We start from the raw sequence: 15601 nt of genomic DNA on the forward strand, positions 1-15601 counted from the left end.
GACTGGATATGGACGGACAAGGCCCCAATACCCCCGACGCGCCGCCCGTGGTGATCCTGCTGGGCCCGCCGGGCGCCGGCAAGGGTACCCAGGCGAGGCTGCTGGAACAGCGTTTCGGCCTGGTGCAGCTGTCGACCGGCGACCTGCTGCGCGACGCGGTGGCCCGCGGCACCGAGGCGGGCCAGGCGGCCAAGGCGGTGATGGATGCGGGCGGGCTGGTCTCGGACGAGATCGTGCTGGCGATCCTGACCGACCGGCTGGGCCAGCCGGACGTGGCGCAGGGCGTCATCCTGGATGGCTTCCCGCGCACCACTGGCCAGGCCCGGGCGCTGGATGATCTGCTGACGGCGCGCGCCGCCCGGGTCGATACCGCCATCTCGCTGGAGGTGGACGACGCGGCCATGGTCGACCGGATCTCGGGCCGGTTCACCTGCAAGGGCTGCGGCGAGGGCTATCACGACCGGTTCAAGCCGACCAAGGCCGAGGGCGTCTGCGACGCCTGCGGCGGCACCGAGATGGTGCGCCGCGCCGATGACCGCCCCGAGACGGTGGCCGCCCGGCTGGAGGCCTACCACGTCCAGACCGCGCCCCTGGTCGCCTATTACGAGGCACGCGGCGCGCTGGACCGGGTCGATGCCATGCAGGACATCGCCGAGGTGTCGCGCCAGATGGCCCGGATCGCGGAACGCGTGACGGCCTGAGCTATTCCCGGCCCCGGTCCGCGCCTGGCGCGGGCGGGGGTCATTTCAGAACGACTAACCCAATGGAGGAGGTGGGAAATGTCACCCGATACCGGACGCGGCAACGCGTCGGACGGCAAGGCCTACTGGGCCGCAAACGTCCGCATCATCAAGATCAGCCTGATCATCTGGGCCCTCGTGTCCTTCGGCTTCGGCATCCTGCTGCGGCCGCTGATCTCTGGCATCCAGGTCGGGGGTTCCGACCTCGGCTTCTGGTTCGCCCAGCAGGGCTCCATCCTGGTCTTCCTGGCGATCATCTTCTTCTACGCGTGGAAGATGAACCGGCTCGACCGCGAATTCGGCGTCGAGGAGGAGTAAGAGGCCATGGACCAGTTTACCATCAACCTGCTGTTCGTGGGCGCGTCCTTCGCGATCTACATCGGCATCGCGATCTGGGCCCGTGCCGGGTCCACGTCCGAATTCTATGCCGCCGGTCGCGGGGTGCACCCCGTCACCAACGGCATGGCCACTGCGGCCGACTGGATGTCGGCGGCCTCTTTCCTGTCCATGGCGGGCCTCATCGCCTTCGTGGGCTATGACAACTCGGCCTTCCTGATGGGCTGGACCGGCGGCTATGTGCTGCTGGCGCTGCTGCTGGCGCCCTACCTGCGCAAGTTCGGCAAGTTCACCGTGTCGGAGTTCATCGGCGACCGTTTCTATAGCCCGACCGCGCGTCTGGTGGCGGTGATCTGCCTGATCATCTGTTCCGTCACCTATGTGATCGGCCAGATGACCGGCGTGGGCGTGGCCTTTGGCCGCTTCCTGGAGGTGGACAACACCACCGGCCTGCTGATCGGCGCCGTGATCGTTTTCGCCTATGCGGTCTTCGGCGGCATGAAGGGCGTGACCTACACCCAGGTCGCCCAGTACATCGTGCTGATCCTGGCCTACACCATCCCGGCGATCTTCATCTCGCTGCAACTGACCGGCAACCCGATCCCGGGCCTGGGCCTCTTCGGCACCGACCTGGCCTCTGGCGAGCCGCTGTTGCAGAAGCTGGACGCCATCGTGACCGAGCTGGGCTTCAACCAGTACACGGCGCATAACGGCGATACCCTGAACCTGGTGCTCTTCACCCTGTCGCTGATGATCGGCACCGCCGGTCTGCCGCATGTGATCATGCGCTTCTTCACCGTGCCCCGCGTGGCCGATGCCCGCTGGTCCGCCGGTTGGGCGCTGGTCTTCATCGCGCTGCTGTACCTGACGGCCCCGGCCGTGGGCGCCATGGCGCGGCTGAACATCACGCAGCAGTTCTGGCCCAATGGCACCGACGGCGCCGCCGTCTCGCTGGAGCAGATCGAGACCGACCCCACTTACGACTGGATGGCCACCTGGCAGCAGACCGGGATGCTGGGTTGGGAAGACCTGAACGGCGACGGGCTGATCCAGTACTACAACGACGCCGATCCCGCGATGCAGGAACGTGCGGCGGCTGAAGGCTGGGAAGGCAACGAGCTGAACAACTTCAACCGCGACATCCTGGTGCTGGCCAACCCCGAGATCGCCAACCTGCCCAGCTGGGTGATCGGCCTGATCGCGGCGGGCGGCCTTGCGGCGGCGCTGTCGACGGCGGCGGGTCTTCTGCTGGCCATCTCCTCGGCGGTGTCCCACGACCTGATGAAGGGGCAGTTGACCCCCAACATCTCGGAGAAGGGCGAGCTGATGTCGGCCCGGATCGCCATGGCCGTGGCCATCGCGGTGGCGACCTGGCTGGGTCTGAACCCCCCGGGCTTCGCGGCGCAGACCGTGGCCCTGGCCTTCGGCCTGGCGGCAAGCTCGATCTTCCCGGTGCTGATGATGGGCATCTTTACCAAGGTGAACAACAAGGGCGCCGTGGCCGGGATGCTGGCAGGTCTGCTGCTGACCCTGCTCTACATCTTCCTGCACAAGGGCTGGTTCTTCATCCCGGGCACCAACAGCTTCACCGATGCGGAACCGCTGCTGTTCGGGATCAAGTCGACCTCCTTCGGGGCAATCGGCGCGCTGGTGAACTTTGCCGTGGCCTTCACGGTGTCGAAAGCCACCACGCCGATCCCGGCAGAGATCGAAGAGCTGGTGGAAAGCGTCCGCATCCCGCGCGGCGCAGGTGCGGCAGCCGCCGATCACTGATACCCTACCTTCCGCAGGGGGCCGCCACGCGCGGCCCTCTGCCCCCACCCAAAGACCCAAGGCCAGATCGAGAGGCGCCAGATGGACAGCATCGCCAGTTTCCTCTCCGGCTTGCATCCCTATTCCACCCTGACCCCCGCCGCCCTGTCGGATGTTGCCGTCCGTTTCCAGGCGCGCGACCTGGCCCCCGGCGAGGTGGTCTTTGCCCAGGGCGACCCGGCGCCGGGCCTCTTCATCATCCAGGGCGGCGAGGTGGCGATCCGCGATGCCGCAGGCGCTGAACTGTCGCGGCTGAAGACCGGCAACTCTTTCGGTGAACGCGGGCTGATGCGCGACGGCATCGCCGCCACCACCGCCGTGGCGCGCACCGGCTGCAAGCTGCTGCTGCTGCCCGCCGAGGATTTCCACGCCCTGCGCCAGTCCGAACCCGCCGTGGCGCGGTTCTTCGAACGCGGCGAGGCGCGGCGCGCGCCGGAACGCCCGGCGGCGCTGGCCACCGCCCGGTTGGCCGATCTGATGACGCGCGGGCCGCTGACCTGCGCCCCGGACACTCCCGCGACCGAGGCCGCCCGAATGATGCAGGAGGCGGGCATTTCCTGCCTGCTGGTCACCGAAGGCGAGCGTCTGACCGGCATCGTCACCATCCGCGACCTGTCGGGCCGGGTGCTGGGCCGGGGCCTGCCCCCCGCCACCCCCGTGGCCCAGGTGATGACGCCCGATCCGCTGACCCTGCCGCCTTCGGCCCTGGGCACGGATGTGTTGCACCTTATCATGGAACGCCGCATCGGCCATGTGCCGGTGGTCGAGGGGGGCCGCCTTCTGGGCATCGTCACCCGGACCGATCTGATGCGGCAACAGGCGGTGACCTCGGGATGGCTGATCTCGTCGATCGCCGAGGCCGAGGGCGTGGCGCAGATCGCCGCCGCCACCGCGCGCATTCCCGCGATGCTGCTGCAACTGACCGGAGCGGGCAACCGCCACGACGTGGTGACCCGGCTGATCACCGATGTGGCCGATGCCGCCACCCGCCGCCTGCTGGTCCTGGCCGAAGAGGCCCTTGGCCCGCCGCCCGTGCCCTACCTGTGGCTGGCCTGCGGCAGCCAGGGCCGGGCGGAACAGACGGGCGTCTCGGATCAGGACAATTGCCTGATCCTGGATGACGCCGCGCGCGAGGCCGACCTGCCCTATTTCGACGCCCTGGCGGCAAAGGTCACCGAGGGGCTGAACGCCGCCGGTTACGTCTTCTGCCCGGGCGAGATGATGGCCTCGACCCCGCGCTGGCGGCAGCCGCTGTCGGTCTGGCGCAGCTATTTCCAGGGCTGGATCGACCGCCCCGTGCCCGAGGCGCAGATGCTGGCCTCGGTCATGTTCGACCTGCGCCCGATCCGGGGCGAGACGGGGCTTTACGAGGCGTTGCACCGCGACACGCTGGAGGCGGCCTCGAAGAATTCCATCTTCGTGGCGCACATGATCGCCAACTCGCTGAAGCATCAGCCGCCCCTGGGCCTCTTCCGCTCGATCGCGCGGATCCGCTCGGGCGATCACAAGGACAGCGTGGATCTGAAGATGTCGGGCGTGGTGCCGGTGGTGGATCTGGCCCGGCTCTACGCCCTGATGGGGCGGCTGGAGCCGGTGAACACCCGCGCCCGGATCGAAAGCGCAGCCGGTGGGCCGGTCTCGGCCTCGGGTGCGCGGGATCTGCTGGACGCCTACGACCTGATCGCCGAAACCCGTCTGCGCCACCAGGCGCGGCAGATCCGCGACGGGCTGGCGCCCGACAACTATCTGGTGCCGTCAGAGCTGTCGGATTTCGAACGCGCGCATCTGCGCGACGCCTTCGTCGTGGTGCGCACAATGCAATCGGCCATCGGCCAGGGCCGTGCTACGGTCGGCTAGGGCCGAGGGGGGACACTGATGTTTTTCGAGATGATCGCCGTGATCGTGGCGGGCTTTGCCGGGGCGGGGCTGGCGCTGATCCTGGCCAAGGCCTCGGGCGGGCGGCTGCCGCGCTGGCTGATCCCCGTCGCGGCGGGGGCGGCGATGATCGCCATGGCGATCTTCAATGAATACGACTGGTATCCGCGCACCGTGGCGGGGCTGCCCGAGGGGGTCGAGGTGGTGGTGACGGCAGAGGAAAGCGCCCTCTGGCGGCCCTGGACCCTGGTGGCGCCCTTCACCTCGCGCTTTATCGCCGTCGACACCCAGTCGCTGCGCGCGCTGCCCGGCGCGGGCGAAGGCGCCGCGCCGCTGCGGGTGATCGACATTTTCGCCTTTGCCCGCTGGCAGCCCACCCGGGCCCTGCGGGTGGCGGTGGATTGCGCGGGCGGGCGCCGTGCCGACATCGGCCCCGAGGTGGCGATCACCGACCAGGGGCTGACCGGTGCCACCTTCCGCCCCATGGGGGCCGACGACCCGGTGGTCGCGGCCACCTGCGCGCTGTAGCGGCGGGGCAGGGGGGATGGACCGGCTGAGCCTGCGCCTGCGCATCGCACTGTTCTTCCTGGGGCTGGGTCTGGGGGCGCTGGCGCTTTTGGCCCTGGGCCTCTGGGCGGGCTATCGCCACGGCGCGGGCGGCGCGCAGGGCTATGTCACCGCCGGGTTGGCGGCGGGGTTTTCGATCTCGGGGCTGGTGGCGGGGGTCTGGTATCTCTTCGATGAAAACGTCGCGCGGCCCATCCAGGGGCTGGCCACCGACATGCGGCTGCGGGCCCATGCGGGCACCGGCGGCATCGACACCGCATCCGCCCGCTACCTCGGCGATCTGGGCCCCGCGGCCCATGCCCTGTCGGGTCAGCTGGGGCAGGGCGCCCTGTCGGCGGTCGAGGATCTGGCGGGCGAGGCCCAGCACCTGCGCGGCGAGCGCGAGCGGCTGACCGCGCTTTTGTCCGAGATCCCCCTGGCGGTGATCCTGCTGGACGATGCCGGGCGGCTGCTGCTTTACGATGGGCAGGCCGCGCGCCTGCTGGAGGCCACCCGCCCGCCGGGCCTGGGCCAACCCCTGTCGCATTGGTTCGACATGGCCGAGGTGATGCGCCTGCTGGCCGATCTGGGCCCGGGGCAAAGCGCGCCCATTCGCCTGGCCAGCGTGGACGGCCACCAGGTGCAAGAGGGCGAGATCCGCCGCATGGGCCCCGGCGCGGGCTGTCTGCTGACCCTGGAGGCGGGCAGCGCCCATGTGGCCGAACGCCCGCTGGCCTATGACTTCTCGCTGCCCGCCCGCGCCGCCGGGCCGCTGCGCGAGGCCGAGCTGGCCGACCTGACCTTTGTCATCTTCGACACCGAAACCACCGGGTTGCTGCCTGCCCGCGACGCGGTGGTGCAGATCGGCGCGGTGCGCGCCATCGGGGCGCGGCTGGTCCCGGGCGAGGTCTTCGACAGTTTCGTCGATCCCGAACGCCCGATCCCCGAGGCCTCGACCCGGATCCACGGGATCACCGACGCCATGGTGGCGGGCGCACCGCCCATGGCCGAGGCCGGGCGGCGGTTCCTGGACTTTGCCGAGGGCGCCGTGCTGGTGGCCCATAACGCGCCCTTCGACATGGCCTTCCTGGGCCAGCACGCCCGCGCCACCGGGGCGGCGCTGGATCATCCGGTGCTGGACACCGTCCTGCTGGGCGCGGAACTGCTGGGCAGCGACAAGCCCCTGACGCTAGAGGCGCTGGCGGCGCGGCTGGACGTGCCCTTCCCCGAACATATCCGCCACAGCGCCCTGGGCGATGCCGAGGCCACGGCCCAGGTCTTCGCCAAGATGTGCCGCCTGTTCGCGGCGCGCGGCCAGACCCGGCTGGGGGATCTGATCGCGGCGCAGAAACGCCATGCGCGGCTGCTGCCGGATCTGAACCCCGACTGAGCGGGGCGGGGGCGCTGGCGCGCGCCCGGCCTCAGCCGTGCTGCGCGTGGCGGTTGAACCGCAGGGACGAGATGAAGGACAGGGCGATGATCCCCGCCCCCAGCAGGCCGGTGATCACCTCGGGGATATGCACCACGCTTTGCGCGAACATCACCACCGCCAGGGCCAGGATCGAATAGAAGGCCCCGTGTTCGAGAAAGCGGAACTCGTTCAGGGTCTGCTTTTCCACCAGCATGATGGTCATCGAGCGCACGTACATCGCCCCGATCCCCAGACCGATGGCGATCAGGAACAGGTTGTTGGTCAGGGCAAAGGCCCCGATCACCCCGTCAAAGCTGAAGGAGGCATCCAGCACTTCGAGGTAGAGGAAGGCACCCAGCCCCCCGGCGCGGGCCGCGCTTTGCACCTCGTCCTCGGCATCCAGCACATGGGCCAGGGTTTCCACGCACATGAAGACCACCAGCCCCAGCACGGCGGATTTCAGGAAGGTGGCCTGATCGGCGGTGCCAAGCTGGGTGGAAAAGCCCAGGATCACCACCAGAACGATGCCGTAGGTCACCCCCTTGATCGTCCCCATCGAGCGCAGGCGGCGTTCGATCCGGTGGATCCAGTCGACCTCTTTCGCCTCGTCCATGAAGAAGGACAGGGCCACCATGGCCAGGAAGGCGCCGCCGAAGGCCGCGATGGACAGGTGGCTTTCCTCCATGATGCGGGCGTATTCCTGCGGCTCGCTGGCGGCCAGGCGCAGGGCCTCGATGGGGCCGACGCGGGCGGCGATGGCGACGATGGCCAGCGGGAAGATGATGCGCATCCCGAAGACGGCGATCAGGATCCCCCAAGTCAGGAAGCGCTGCCGCCAGACCGGGGTCATGGTCTTCAGCTTGTTGGCGTTGACGATGGCATTGTCGAAGGACAGCGAGATTTCCAGCACCGCCAGCACCGCCCCGATCAGCAGGAAGGACAGCGCCGCGCCCAGGGTGCCGTCATAGCGCCAGCCCAGCCAGAAACTGCCCGCCAGCCCCAGCAGGGTGACCAGGAAGGCCCATTTGAAATAGTGGAATGCGGTGGCCATGGGAGAGGTCCTTTCGTCGGGGCGCGCGGCGTCAGCCCGCCGCCAGGGCCAGACGCGCCGCGCGGCGCTCTGCCTGCACATCGGGGTCGCTGTCCAGCCCGGCGGCCAGCAGGCGCTGCGTATAGGGCGCGCGCGGGGCGTTGAAGATCTGGGTGACCGATCCCTGTTCGACAACCTCGCCCCGTTGCATGACCAGCACGCGATCGGCGAAATCCCGCACCACGGGCAGGTCGTGGGCAATAAACAGAAAGGCGATGCCCAGCTCATCGCGCAGCTTGCCCAGCAGGTCGATCACCTGGGCCTGGATCGACACGTCCAGTGCGCTGACGGCCTCGTCGCAAATGATCAGATCGGGTTCCAGCGCCAGGGCGCGGGCGATGGCGATCCGCTGGCGCTGCCCGCCCGAGAACTGGTGCGGATAGCGTTGCGCGTGGTCAGGCGACAGGCCCACCTGTTCCAGCAGTTCGGCCACCCGTTCGGGCCAGCGCGCCTTGGGCAGGATGTCGGGATGGATCACCCAGGCCTCGGAAATGATCTGAAAGACCGACATATGCGGGTTCAGCGATTGTGTCGGATCCTGAAAGACCATCTGCAACTGGCGGCGCAGCTTGCCCATCTGGCGGGGCGACTTGGTCAGCAGCTCTTCGCCCTTCCAGCGGGCCGACCCGCTGGTGGCCTCTTCCAGGCGCAGCACCAGCCGCGCGATGGTCGACTTGCCGGACCCGCTTTCGCCCACGACGGCCAGGGTTTCGCCCGCCCGCATGTCGAAGCTGACGCCCTTCAGGGCCTCGAAGCCGCCGTACTCTTTCTTCAGGTCGCGCACCTCGAGGATCGGGGCGGGGCTGTCGTCGGGCACCCGCATCTCGCCCTTGCCGGGCGCGGCGGCCAGAAGTTTGCGCGTATAGGGGTGCTGGGCGTTGTGATAGAGATCGCGCGGCGTGCCGGTTTCCACCACCAGCCCGCCTTCCATGACCACGGCCCGGTCGGCGGCCTCGGCCACCACGCCCAGGTCATGGGTGATCAGCAAAAGGCCCATGCCGGTCTCGGCCTGCAATTCCTCCAGCAGCGACAGCACCTCGGCCTGAACGGTCACGTCCAAGGCGGTGGTCGGCTCATCCGCGATCAGGATGTCGGGTTTCAGGGCCAGGGCCATGGCGATCATCAGCCGCTGCCGTTGCCCGCCCGAGAACTGGTGCGGATACTTGCCCATCGAGGCGCGGGCGTCGGGGATGCCGACCCGTTCCATCAGCGCCAGCGCCCGGTCATAGGCCTCGGCCTTGCCGCGCCCGTGGGCCATGGCGGTCTCGGCGATCTGCCAGCCCACCGGATAGACCGGGTTCAGGTGGCCCAGCGGATCCTGGAAGATCATCGAGATCCGCTTGCCGTTCAGGCGGCGGCGTTCCTCGTCGCTGGCCTTCAGCAGGTCGAGGCCCTCGAACAGGATCTCGCCGCTGGTGATCTCGCCCGGGGGCATGTCGATCAGGTTCATGATGGCCGAGGCCGAGACGGACTTGCCGCTGCCGCTTTCGCCCAGGATCGCCAGGGTCTCGCCCCGGTCGAGGTGCCAGGAGATGCCGTTCACCGCGCGCACGATGCCCTGGGCGGTGTGGAACTGCACCGAAAGGTTGCGGACCTCCAGAAGGTGATCAGTCATTCTTCTTCCCTCCGATCTCCAGCCGCCAGCGCTGCGTGGGGTTCAGGGCGACGCGCATCCAGCTGGACAGCAGGTTCAGCGACATGGTGGTCAGGATGATCGCCAGGCCGGGCCAGAAGGCCAGCCACCAGGCGTTGGTCAGGTAGGCGCGGCCCTGGCTGACCATCAGGCCCCAGGTGATCTCGGGCGCCTGGATGCCGATGCCGAGGAAGGACAGCGCGCTTTCGGCCAGCATGACAAAGGCGAAATCCAGCGTGGCGATGGTCAGCAGCGTGGGCAGGATCACCGGCAGGATGTGGCGGAAGATGATCCGCCGACGCGAGGCGCCCATGACGGTGGCGGCCTGCACGAACATCCGCTTGCGCACCTCCAGCACCTCGGCGCGGGTGGTGCGCAGGTAGATCGGGATGCGGGTGATCGCCAGGACCAGCACCAGGTTCCCGATGGAGGGCGCCAGCATGTACAGCACGATGACGGCCAGCAGCAGCGAGGGGAAGGACATGATCACATCGGCCAGCCGCATGATCACCTCGCCGGTCCAGCGCCCGGCATAGCCCGCGATCAGCCCCAGGGTGGACCCGATCAGCATCGACCCCGCCACGGCGCCCGCCGCGATCAGCATCGTGTTGCGCGCCGCCATCACGATGCGCGCCAGCAGCGGCCGCCCCAGGGCGTCACCGCCAAGGATATAGGCAAAGCCGCGCTCCAGCTCGAAGGGGGGGGCATTGCGGGCGCGCAGGTTGGTGCCAGAGGCCTGATCGGCCAGGAACAGCGGGCCCAGGATGGCGCAGGCCAGCACGATCAGCAGAAACAGCGCCGACAGAAGGGCCAGCTTGTCCGCCATCAGCATCCGCAGGATGCGCCGCCCCCCCGAGGGGCCGGTGCCGGGCATGGCCGGGACCTGTTCGGCGGGCACCGCCTGCTGGTCGGTCTGGTGGGCGGAAGGGGTGGTGGAATTGCTCATGTCCCGCGCCTCAGGTCCGGATCCGCGGATCGAGCAGCGCATAGGCGATGTCGATCAGGATGTTCATGATGAAGATGGCCAGGGCGGTGACCATGATCGCCGCCAGGATGACGTTGAAGTCGCGTTGCAGGATCGAATCGATCATCAGCTTGCCGACACCGGGAAAGCCGAAGATCGTCTCGACCACCACGGCACCGTTCAACAGCGCCGCGGCCTGGTCGCCGATCACGGTGATCACGGGCAGCATGGCATTGCGCAGGGTGTGGACGAAGATCACGGGGCGGTTCTTCACCCCCTTGGCGCGGGCCGTTTTCACGTAAGCAGAGCCAAGCGCGGTGATCATCGAGCCGCGCACCACCTGAAGGATCAGGCCGAAGGGGCGCACGAAGAGGACCGAGATCGGCAGGATCCAGTGCCAGATCGTGCCGGTGCCCGAGGTGGGCAGCCAGCCGAAGCTGACCGAGAAGACCACGATGCCGATGATCGCGATCCAAAAATCCGGGGCCGAGGCGCCGATGAGCGACAGGACCGAGGCGAAACGGTCGAAGGGGCGGCCCACATGGAAGGCGGCGACAGAGCCCACGACGATGGCGGCCGCGGTCACCAGGGTCATGGTGATCAGCGCCAGCCACAGGGTCCAGACGAAGGCCTCCAGCACCACGTCGATGGCGGGGCGGGCCTTGCGCAGGCTCTCGCCGAAATCAAGTTGCACCAGATCGCCCAGATAGCGGCCGAACTGCACGATGACGGGGTCGTTCAGCCCGTGGATCTCGCGGAAATTGTCGCGCATCGCCTCGGAGGCGTCGACCGGCAGGTACAGCGCTGCCGGGTCGCCCGTGAGGCGCGACAGGAAGAACACCAGCACGACCAGGGCCAGCAGCGAGACCAGGCTCGACAGGGCGCGTTTTCCCATCATCCCGTTCATGGGCATCTCCGTCTGAGGGCTTGGGACGCGGGGCGCGCGCCCGTCTTGAAACTTTGGGTCTTGAAACCTGGGCCCCGGGCGCGCCCGGCGGGCAGCAGGGGCGCGAACGCGCGAGCCCTGATGGCCCGCGCGCCGCCTGTCTGTCAGCTTACTTCAGGCCGATCTCGGCCAGCTGCAACTGGCTGTTGGTGGCGATGGTGGGGGTGAAGTCCACGCTGTCGCCGACGCGGGCATGGCCGACCATGTGGAACAGCAGCACATCGGCGATCACCTCGTCATGCAGGTAACCGAACAGCTCGGACCACAGCGCCTCGCGCTCTTCGCCGGTGGCCGCGGTGGCCGCCTCGATCAGCTCGTCGGCCTTGGCGTCCGCGATGCCGGACTGACGGCCATCGGAATGGTACTTGAAGTACATCGAGAAGACCGGGTCGCCGCGCGAGTTGTCATGCTGCGCGCCCACCAGGACCGGCTGGGTGTCGACATAGGGTTTCGAGTAGTACTGCTCATGCTCGGCCACTTCGACCATTTGCAGGCGGATGTTGAAGCCCGCGTCCGACAGCATCGACTGGATCGCCTCGTAGGTCTCGGTCGCGCCGGGGAAGTTGCCGGTGCGGCCCACCAGAAGGATTTCCGTATCGACCGGCACGCCGTCCGCCTTGGCTTCCTCCAGCAGCGCCTTGGCGCGGTCCAGGTCATAGGGGCGCGCCTCGGTCTCGGCGTTCCAGCCCAGGGTGGTGGGCACGTTCAGTGCCGTGGCCAGCTGGGTGCCCTCGGCCAAGATGGTGCCGACAAAGGCCTCGCGGTCGATGGCGATGTTCAGCGCCTCGCGCACCCGGACATCATCCAGCGGCGCCATGGACTGGTCGATCCGCAGATAGGTGGTTTCCGAGTTGGGATAGGACATGTCCATTTCGGTGGTGGCGTCGATGGCCGAGATCGAGGGCGCAATGTCGGCCTCGCCGGTGGCGATCATCGCCGCGCGCACCGACGGGTCGGCGCGGAAGACATAGTTGGCCGATGCCACCTCGGGGGCCTCGCCCCAATAGTCGTCGCGGCGTTCCAGGGTGATGCTTTGCCCCGGCGCCCAGTTGGACAGGGTGTAGGGGCCGGTGCCCACGGGTTCGCGGGTGAACTCGATCGGGGTCTCCGACGGCACGATGGTCAGCAGCGTCATCAGCAGCGGCAGGATCGGCTGCGCCGGGTCGGTGGTAAAGTCGATGGTGTGCTCATCGACCACCTCGGGGGTGATCTCGATGCCTTCGTAATAGCGCGAGATCTCGCAGGTGATCTGGTCGCTCTGGGCGCGCTCGAAGGAATGCTTCACGTCCTCGGCGTCAAAGGCGCTGCCGTCCGAGAAGGTCACGCCCTCGCGCAGGTGGAAGCGCCAGGTGGCATCGCCCACCATCTCCCAGCTTTCGGCCAGGCGGGGTTTCAGACCCTCATCGCCGCGCACGTCCAGCTCGGTCAGGGTTTCGCTGATGTTGCCCAGCACGATGCGCCCGATGTTCGAGCGGGTCGCCATGCAGGGTTCCACCAGGTCCGGTTCCTCGCCCAGCACGATGGTCACGCCCGCGCCCTCGGCAAAGGCAGGGCTAAGCGCGGTGGTCGCCAGCAAGGCCCCTGCCATGAAAATGGTTCTCTTCATTTCTTCCTCCCTAAGGCCCTTGGCCTTTCGTGCGGGGCGCGTCCCGGCCCCTTTGCGCGCCAGCGGACAGCCCGCGGCAAGGCCGCCTCCCGCGGCCCCTGCGCCTCTGGATATTGGTAAAGTTGGAAAGTCTTGTCAAACCTGAATGCTGGGGTGTGGGGATATTGGGTATATATCATTGAATATAGGTAATTAAATTTAGAAGGCGCTGAGCGTTTCGCGCCGGAATCGTGCCGTGTTCATTTCACAACTTGACAAGTTGTATGGCGATCTGGTCACTTGTCACCTGACGAATTCAGGGAGGAGGCCGGGCATGACGCCGGAGGAGATCGCCAGCAGGATGGATGGCGCGCTGGAGCCGCGCGAGGGCGGGCAATGGGCCGTGCTGCCAGCCGAAACGGTGCAGAACCACGCGGCTTTCCTGGCCCGTCTGCCCGATGGCGCCCTGCTCTGCGCCTGGTTTGGCGGCACCCTGGAAGGCAAGTCCGACATCTCGGTCTACGCCTGTTTGCTGGACGAGGGCGCCGGGCGCTGGGGCCCGCCCGCGCGGCTGACCGACGATCCCGACCGGTCCGAGCAGAACCCTGTGATCTTTACCGATGCCGCGGGGCAGGTCTGGCTGTGCAACACCGCCCAGCCTGCGGGCAACCAGGACGAATCGCGGGTCTTCATCCGCCCGCTGGAGCGTCAGGGCGACCGGCTGGTGGCGGGACCTGCGCGGGATACCGGCCTGCCGCCCGGCACCTTCATCCGCGCCCGCCCCTACCTGCGCGACGATGGCGCCTGGGTGCTGCCCCTGTTCCGCTGCAACCCGCGCCCCGGCATCCGCTGGACCGGCGCCTTCGACACCGCCGCCATCGGTATCAGCCAGGACGGCGGCCAGACCTGGCAGGTCGAAGAGGTGCCGCACTCGCCCGGCGCCGTCCACATGACCCCAGTGCCCCTGGGCGGTGACGATTTCGCCGCCTTCTACCGCCGCCGCCAGGCCGATTTCGTGCATCGCTCGGAAAGCCGGGACGGCGGGCGCAGCTGGTCGGCGCCGGTGCCGACCGATGTGCCCAACAACAACAGCTCGATCGGGGTTGCGGCCCTGCCGGGCGGCGTGCTGGCCATGGTCTGCAACCCGATCTCTGCGGCGCAATCCCAGGCGCGGCGCGCCTCGCTTTATGATGAGCTGGAAGAGGCCGACGACCGCCCCGAGGCCGCCGAGGGCTGTCAGCCGATCTGGGGTGTCGAGCGGGCGCCGCTGGCGCTGTGCCTGTCGGCCGATGGCGGCCAAAGCTTCCCCCTGCGCCATGTGATCGAGGACAGCCCGGGCACCTGCCTCAGCAACAATTCCGAGGATGGCCGCAACAAGGAGCTGTCCTATCCGGTGATCCTGCCCCGCTCCGATGGCGGGCTGGACATCGCCTATACCCTTTATCGCCGGGCGATCCGCCATGTGCGCCTGACGCCCGAGGCCGTCGCCGATCTTGTCCAACAGCTTGCCGGAAAGGAGTGACCCATGTCGTCCATGGATCGCCTGATCACCATTCATCAGCCCCGCCGGCTTGAAATCGGCACCGGCGCCGCCGCCCGGGTGGGCGAGGCCGCCGCCCAGGCCGCCCGCCCGCTGGTCATCGCCAGCGGCCCGACCGCGCAATATGTCGACAGGCTGGGCCTGTCGGGCCAGGTTCTGGTGATCGACGATGTGCCCCCCGAACCCGATCTGCCCGCCTTCGAGGCGGTGCTGGAGCGCGCCCGCGCCTTCGGTCCGGACCTGGTGGTGGGGCTGGGGGGCGGCTCTGTCCTCGACATCGCCAAGCTGGTGGCGGTGCTTTGGGATGGCGATCAGACCCTGCGCGAGGTGGTGGGGCCGAACAAGGTGACGGGTCGCCGGGTGCCGCTGATCCAGGTGGCCACCACGGCGGGCACCGGGTCCGAGGCGGGCATCCGCGCCCTGGTGACCGACCCCGAGACCAAGTCGAAACTGGCGGTCGAAAGCCCCCATATGATCGCCGATCTGGCGGTGCTGGACCCCGAGCTGACCTATTCCGTGCCCCCCGCCGTGACCGCGGCCACCGGGGTGGATGCCATGGCCCATTGCGTCGAGGCCTTCACCAATATCAAGGCCCATGACCTGATCGACGGCTACGCGCGCATGGGTGTGGCCCTGGTGGGGAAATACCTGAAGCGCGCCGTGGCCGATGGCCGCGACAGCGAGGCGCGGGCCGGGATGATGCTGGCCTCTTATTACGGGGGTATCTGCCTTGGCCCGGTGAACACCGCCGCCGGGCACGCCCTGGCCTATCCGCTGGGCACCCGTCTGTCGCTGCCCCACGGGCTGGCCAATGCGATCATCTTCCCCCATGTGCTGGCCTTCAACCAGCCGGTGGCGCCCACCAAGACCCAAGAGGTGCTGACCGCCCTGGGCCTGGGCGCGGCGGACTCCGTCGAGGCGGTGAAAGAGGCGGCCTTCGGCTTTTGCCGCGACCTGGGGATCGAGATGCGCCTGTCGCAGCATGGCGCGACAGAGGGCGATCTGGCGACCTTCGCCGAAGAGGCCCATGCGATCCGCCGCCTGATGGACAACAACCCCCGCGACATGAGCGTGGCGGAGGTTCAGGGCCTTTACCGTGACGCGTTCTGACAGGGTGACGGTG

The 15601-nt window shown here is 68.2% G+C and carries 13 protein-coding genes; 8 read left to right on the forward strand and 5 right to left on the reverse strand.

The features are described from left to right. Nucleotides 1-8 precede the first annotated feature (8 nt). From ACRARE_RS09855 to ACRARE_RS09880, 6 genes are all read left to right on the forward strand, one after another. Nucleotides 9-701 carry an adenylate kinase gene (locus tag ACRARE_RS09855; protein ID WP_432656266.1) on the forward strand — a complete coding sequence of 231 codons (693 nt, stop codon included), beginning with the start codon at nucleotides 9-11 and terminating at the stop codon, nucleotides 699-701. 78 nt (nucleotides 702-779) lie between these two features. Continuing rightward, entirely contained in the window at nucleotides 780-1058 is a 279-nt protein-coding gene (locus ACRARE_RS09860) for a DUF4212 domain-containing protein (protein WP_432656267.1), read from the forward strand. A 6-nt stretch (nucleotides 1059-1064) separates the two neighbouring features. Next, complete coding sequence (locus ACRARE_RS09865) at nucleotides 1065-2849, forward strand: sodium:solute symporter family protein (RefSeq protein ID WP_432656268.1); 1785 nt, start codon at nucleotides 1065-1067, stop codon at nucleotides 2847-2849. Nucleotides 2850-2930: 81 nt separating this feature from the next. Next, a complete protein-coding gene (locus tag ACRARE_RS09870) occupies nucleotides 2931-4745 on the forward strand; it encodes a DUF294 nucleotidyltransferase-like domain-containing protein (RefSeq protein WP_432656269.1) in 1815 nt (604 codons plus the stop codon). An 18-nt stretch (nucleotides 4746-4763) separates the two neighbouring features. After that, nucleotides 4764-5291 carry a hypothetical protein gene (locus ACRARE_RS09875; RefSeq protein ID WP_432656270.1) on the forward strand — a complete coding sequence of 176 codons (528 nt, stop codon included), beginning with the start codon at nucleotides 4764-4766 and terminating at the stop codon, nucleotides 5289-5291. A gap of 16 nt (nucleotides 5292-5307) precedes the next feature. After that, the gene (locus ACRARE_RS09880) at nucleotides 5308-6699 is read left to right on the forward strand and encodes a 3'-5' exonuclease (protein ID WP_432656271.1); all 1392 of its coding nucleotides are present in this window, start codon (nucleotides 5308-5310) and stop codon (nucleotides 6697-6699) included. Between the two features lie 31 nt (nucleotides 6700-6730). On the opposite strand, the gene ACRARE_RS09885 is transcribed toward ACRARE_RS09880, so the two are convergent. The 5 genes from ACRARE_RS09885 to ACRARE_RS09905 form a co-directional block, all read right to left on the reverse strand. Beyond that, a complete protein-coding gene (locus tag ACRARE_RS09885; protein ID WP_432656272.1) occupies nucleotides 6731-7771 on the reverse strand; it encodes a DUF475 domain-containing protein in 1041 nt (346 codons plus the stop codon). 31 nt (nucleotides 7772-7802) lie between these two features. Continuing rightward, the gene (locus tag ACRARE_RS09890; RefSeq protein WP_432656273.1) at nucleotides 7803-9425 is read right to left on the reverse strand and encodes an ABC transporter ATP-binding protein; all 1623 of its coding nucleotides are present in this window, start codon (nucleotides 9423-9425) and stop codon (nucleotides 7803-7805) included. Continuing rightward, a complete protein-coding gene (locus ACRARE_RS09895; RefSeq protein WP_432656274.1) occupies nucleotides 9418-10389 on the reverse strand; it encodes an ABC transporter permease in 972 nt (323 codons plus the stop codon). Before ACRARE_RS09895 ends, ACRARE_RS09890 begins: the two co-directional genes overlap by 8 nt. A gap of 10 nt (nucleotides 10390-10399) precedes the next feature. Then, nucleotides 10400-11314 carry an ABC transporter permease gene (locus ACRARE_RS09900; RefSeq protein WP_432656275.1) on the reverse strand — a complete coding sequence of 305 codons (915 nt, stop codon included), beginning with the start codon at nucleotides 11312-11314 and terminating at the stop codon, nucleotides 10400-10402. A gap of 148 nt (nucleotides 11315-11462) precedes the next feature. Further along, complete coding sequence (locus ACRARE_RS09905; protein WP_432656276.1) at nucleotides 11463-12959, reverse strand: ABC transporter substrate-binding protein; 1497 nt, start codon at nucleotides 12957-12959, stop codon at nucleotides 11463-11465. A 313-nt stretch (nucleotides 12960-13272) separates the two neighbouring features. Here ACRARE_RS09905 and ACRARE_RS09910 point away from each other — a divergent pair, with 313 nt between their 5' ends. Both ACRARE_RS09910 and ACRARE_RS09915 read left to right on the forward strand, forming a co-directional pair. Beyond that, nucleotides 13273-14460, forward strand: coding sequence for a sialidase family protein (locus tag ACRARE_RS09910; RefSeq protein WP_432656277.1), 1188 nt, complete (start codon nucleotides 13273-13275; stop codon nucleotides 14458-14460). Nucleotides 14461-14463: 3 nt separating this feature from the next. After that, complete coding sequence (locus tag ACRARE_RS09915; protein ID WP_432656278.1) at nucleotides 14464-15588, forward strand: iron-containing alcohol dehydrogenase; 1125 nt, start codon at nucleotides 14464-14466, stop codon at nucleotides 15586-15588. Nucleotides 15589-15601: the final 13 nt, after the last annotated feature.

Origin of the sequence: Pseudooceanicola aquaeponti (genome assembly GCF_050897975.1) — a bacterium.
Taxonomy (GTDB): Bacteria; Pseudomonadota; Alphaproteobacteria; order Rhodobacterales; family Rhodobacteraceae; genus Pseudooceanicola.

Excerpts from the sequence above, each read along its gene's own strand:
- ACRARE_RS09885 (WP_432656272.1), bottom strand. The coding sequence starts at position 7,771 with ATGGCCACCGCATTCCACTATTTCAAATGGGCCTTCCTGGTCACCCTG.
- ACRARE_RS09855 (WP_432656266.1), top strand. The coding sequence starts at position 9 with ATGGACGGACAAGGCCCCAATACCCCCGACGCGCCGCCCGTGGTGATC.
- ACRARE_RS09880 (WP_432656271.1), top strand. The coding sequence starts at position 5,308 with ATGGACCGGCTGAGCCTGCGCCTGCGCATCGCACTGTTCTTCCTGGGG.
- ACRARE_RS09890 (WP_432656273.1), bottom strand. The coding sequence starts at position 9,425 with ATGACTGATCACCTTCTGGAGGTCCGCAACCTTTCGGTGCAGTTCCAC.
- ACRARE_RS09875 (WP_432656270.1), top strand. The coding sequence starts at position 4,764 with ATGTTTTTCGAGATGATCGCCGTGATCGTGGCGGGCTTTGCCGGGGCG.
- ACRARE_RS09910 (WP_432656277.1), top strand. The coding sequence starts at position 13,273 with ATGACGCCGGAGGAGATCGCCAGCAGGATGGATGGCGCGCTGGAGCCG.
- ACRARE_RS09865 (WP_432656268.1), top strand. The coding sequence starts at position 1,065 with ATGGACCAGTTTACCATCAACCTGCTGTTCGTGGGCGCGTCCTTCGCG.
- ACRARE_RS09900 (WP_432656275.1), bottom strand. The coding sequence starts at position 11,314 with ATGAACGGGATGATGGGAAAACGCGCCCTGTCGAGCCTGGTCTCGCTG.
- ACRARE_RS09895 (WP_432656274.1), bottom strand. The coding sequence starts at position 10,389 with ATGAGCAATTCCACCACCCCTTCCGCCCACCAGACCGACCAGCAGGCG.
- ACRARE_RS09870 (WP_432656269.1), top strand. The coding sequence starts at position 2,931 with ATGGACAGCATCGCCAGTTTCCTCTCCGGCTTGCATCCCTATTCCACC.
- ACRARE_RS09905 (WP_432656276.1), bottom strand. The coding sequence starts at position 12,959 with ATGAAGAGAACCATTTTCATGGCAGGGGCCTTGCTGGCGACCACCGCG.
- ACRARE_RS09860 (WP_432656267.1), top strand. The coding sequence starts at position 780 with ATGTCACCCGATACCGGACGCGGCAACGCGTCGGACGGCAAGGCCTAC.
- ACRARE_RS09915 (WP_432656278.1), top strand. The coding sequence starts at position 14,464 with ATGTCGTCCATGGATCGCCTGATCACCATTCATCAGCCCCGCCGGCTT.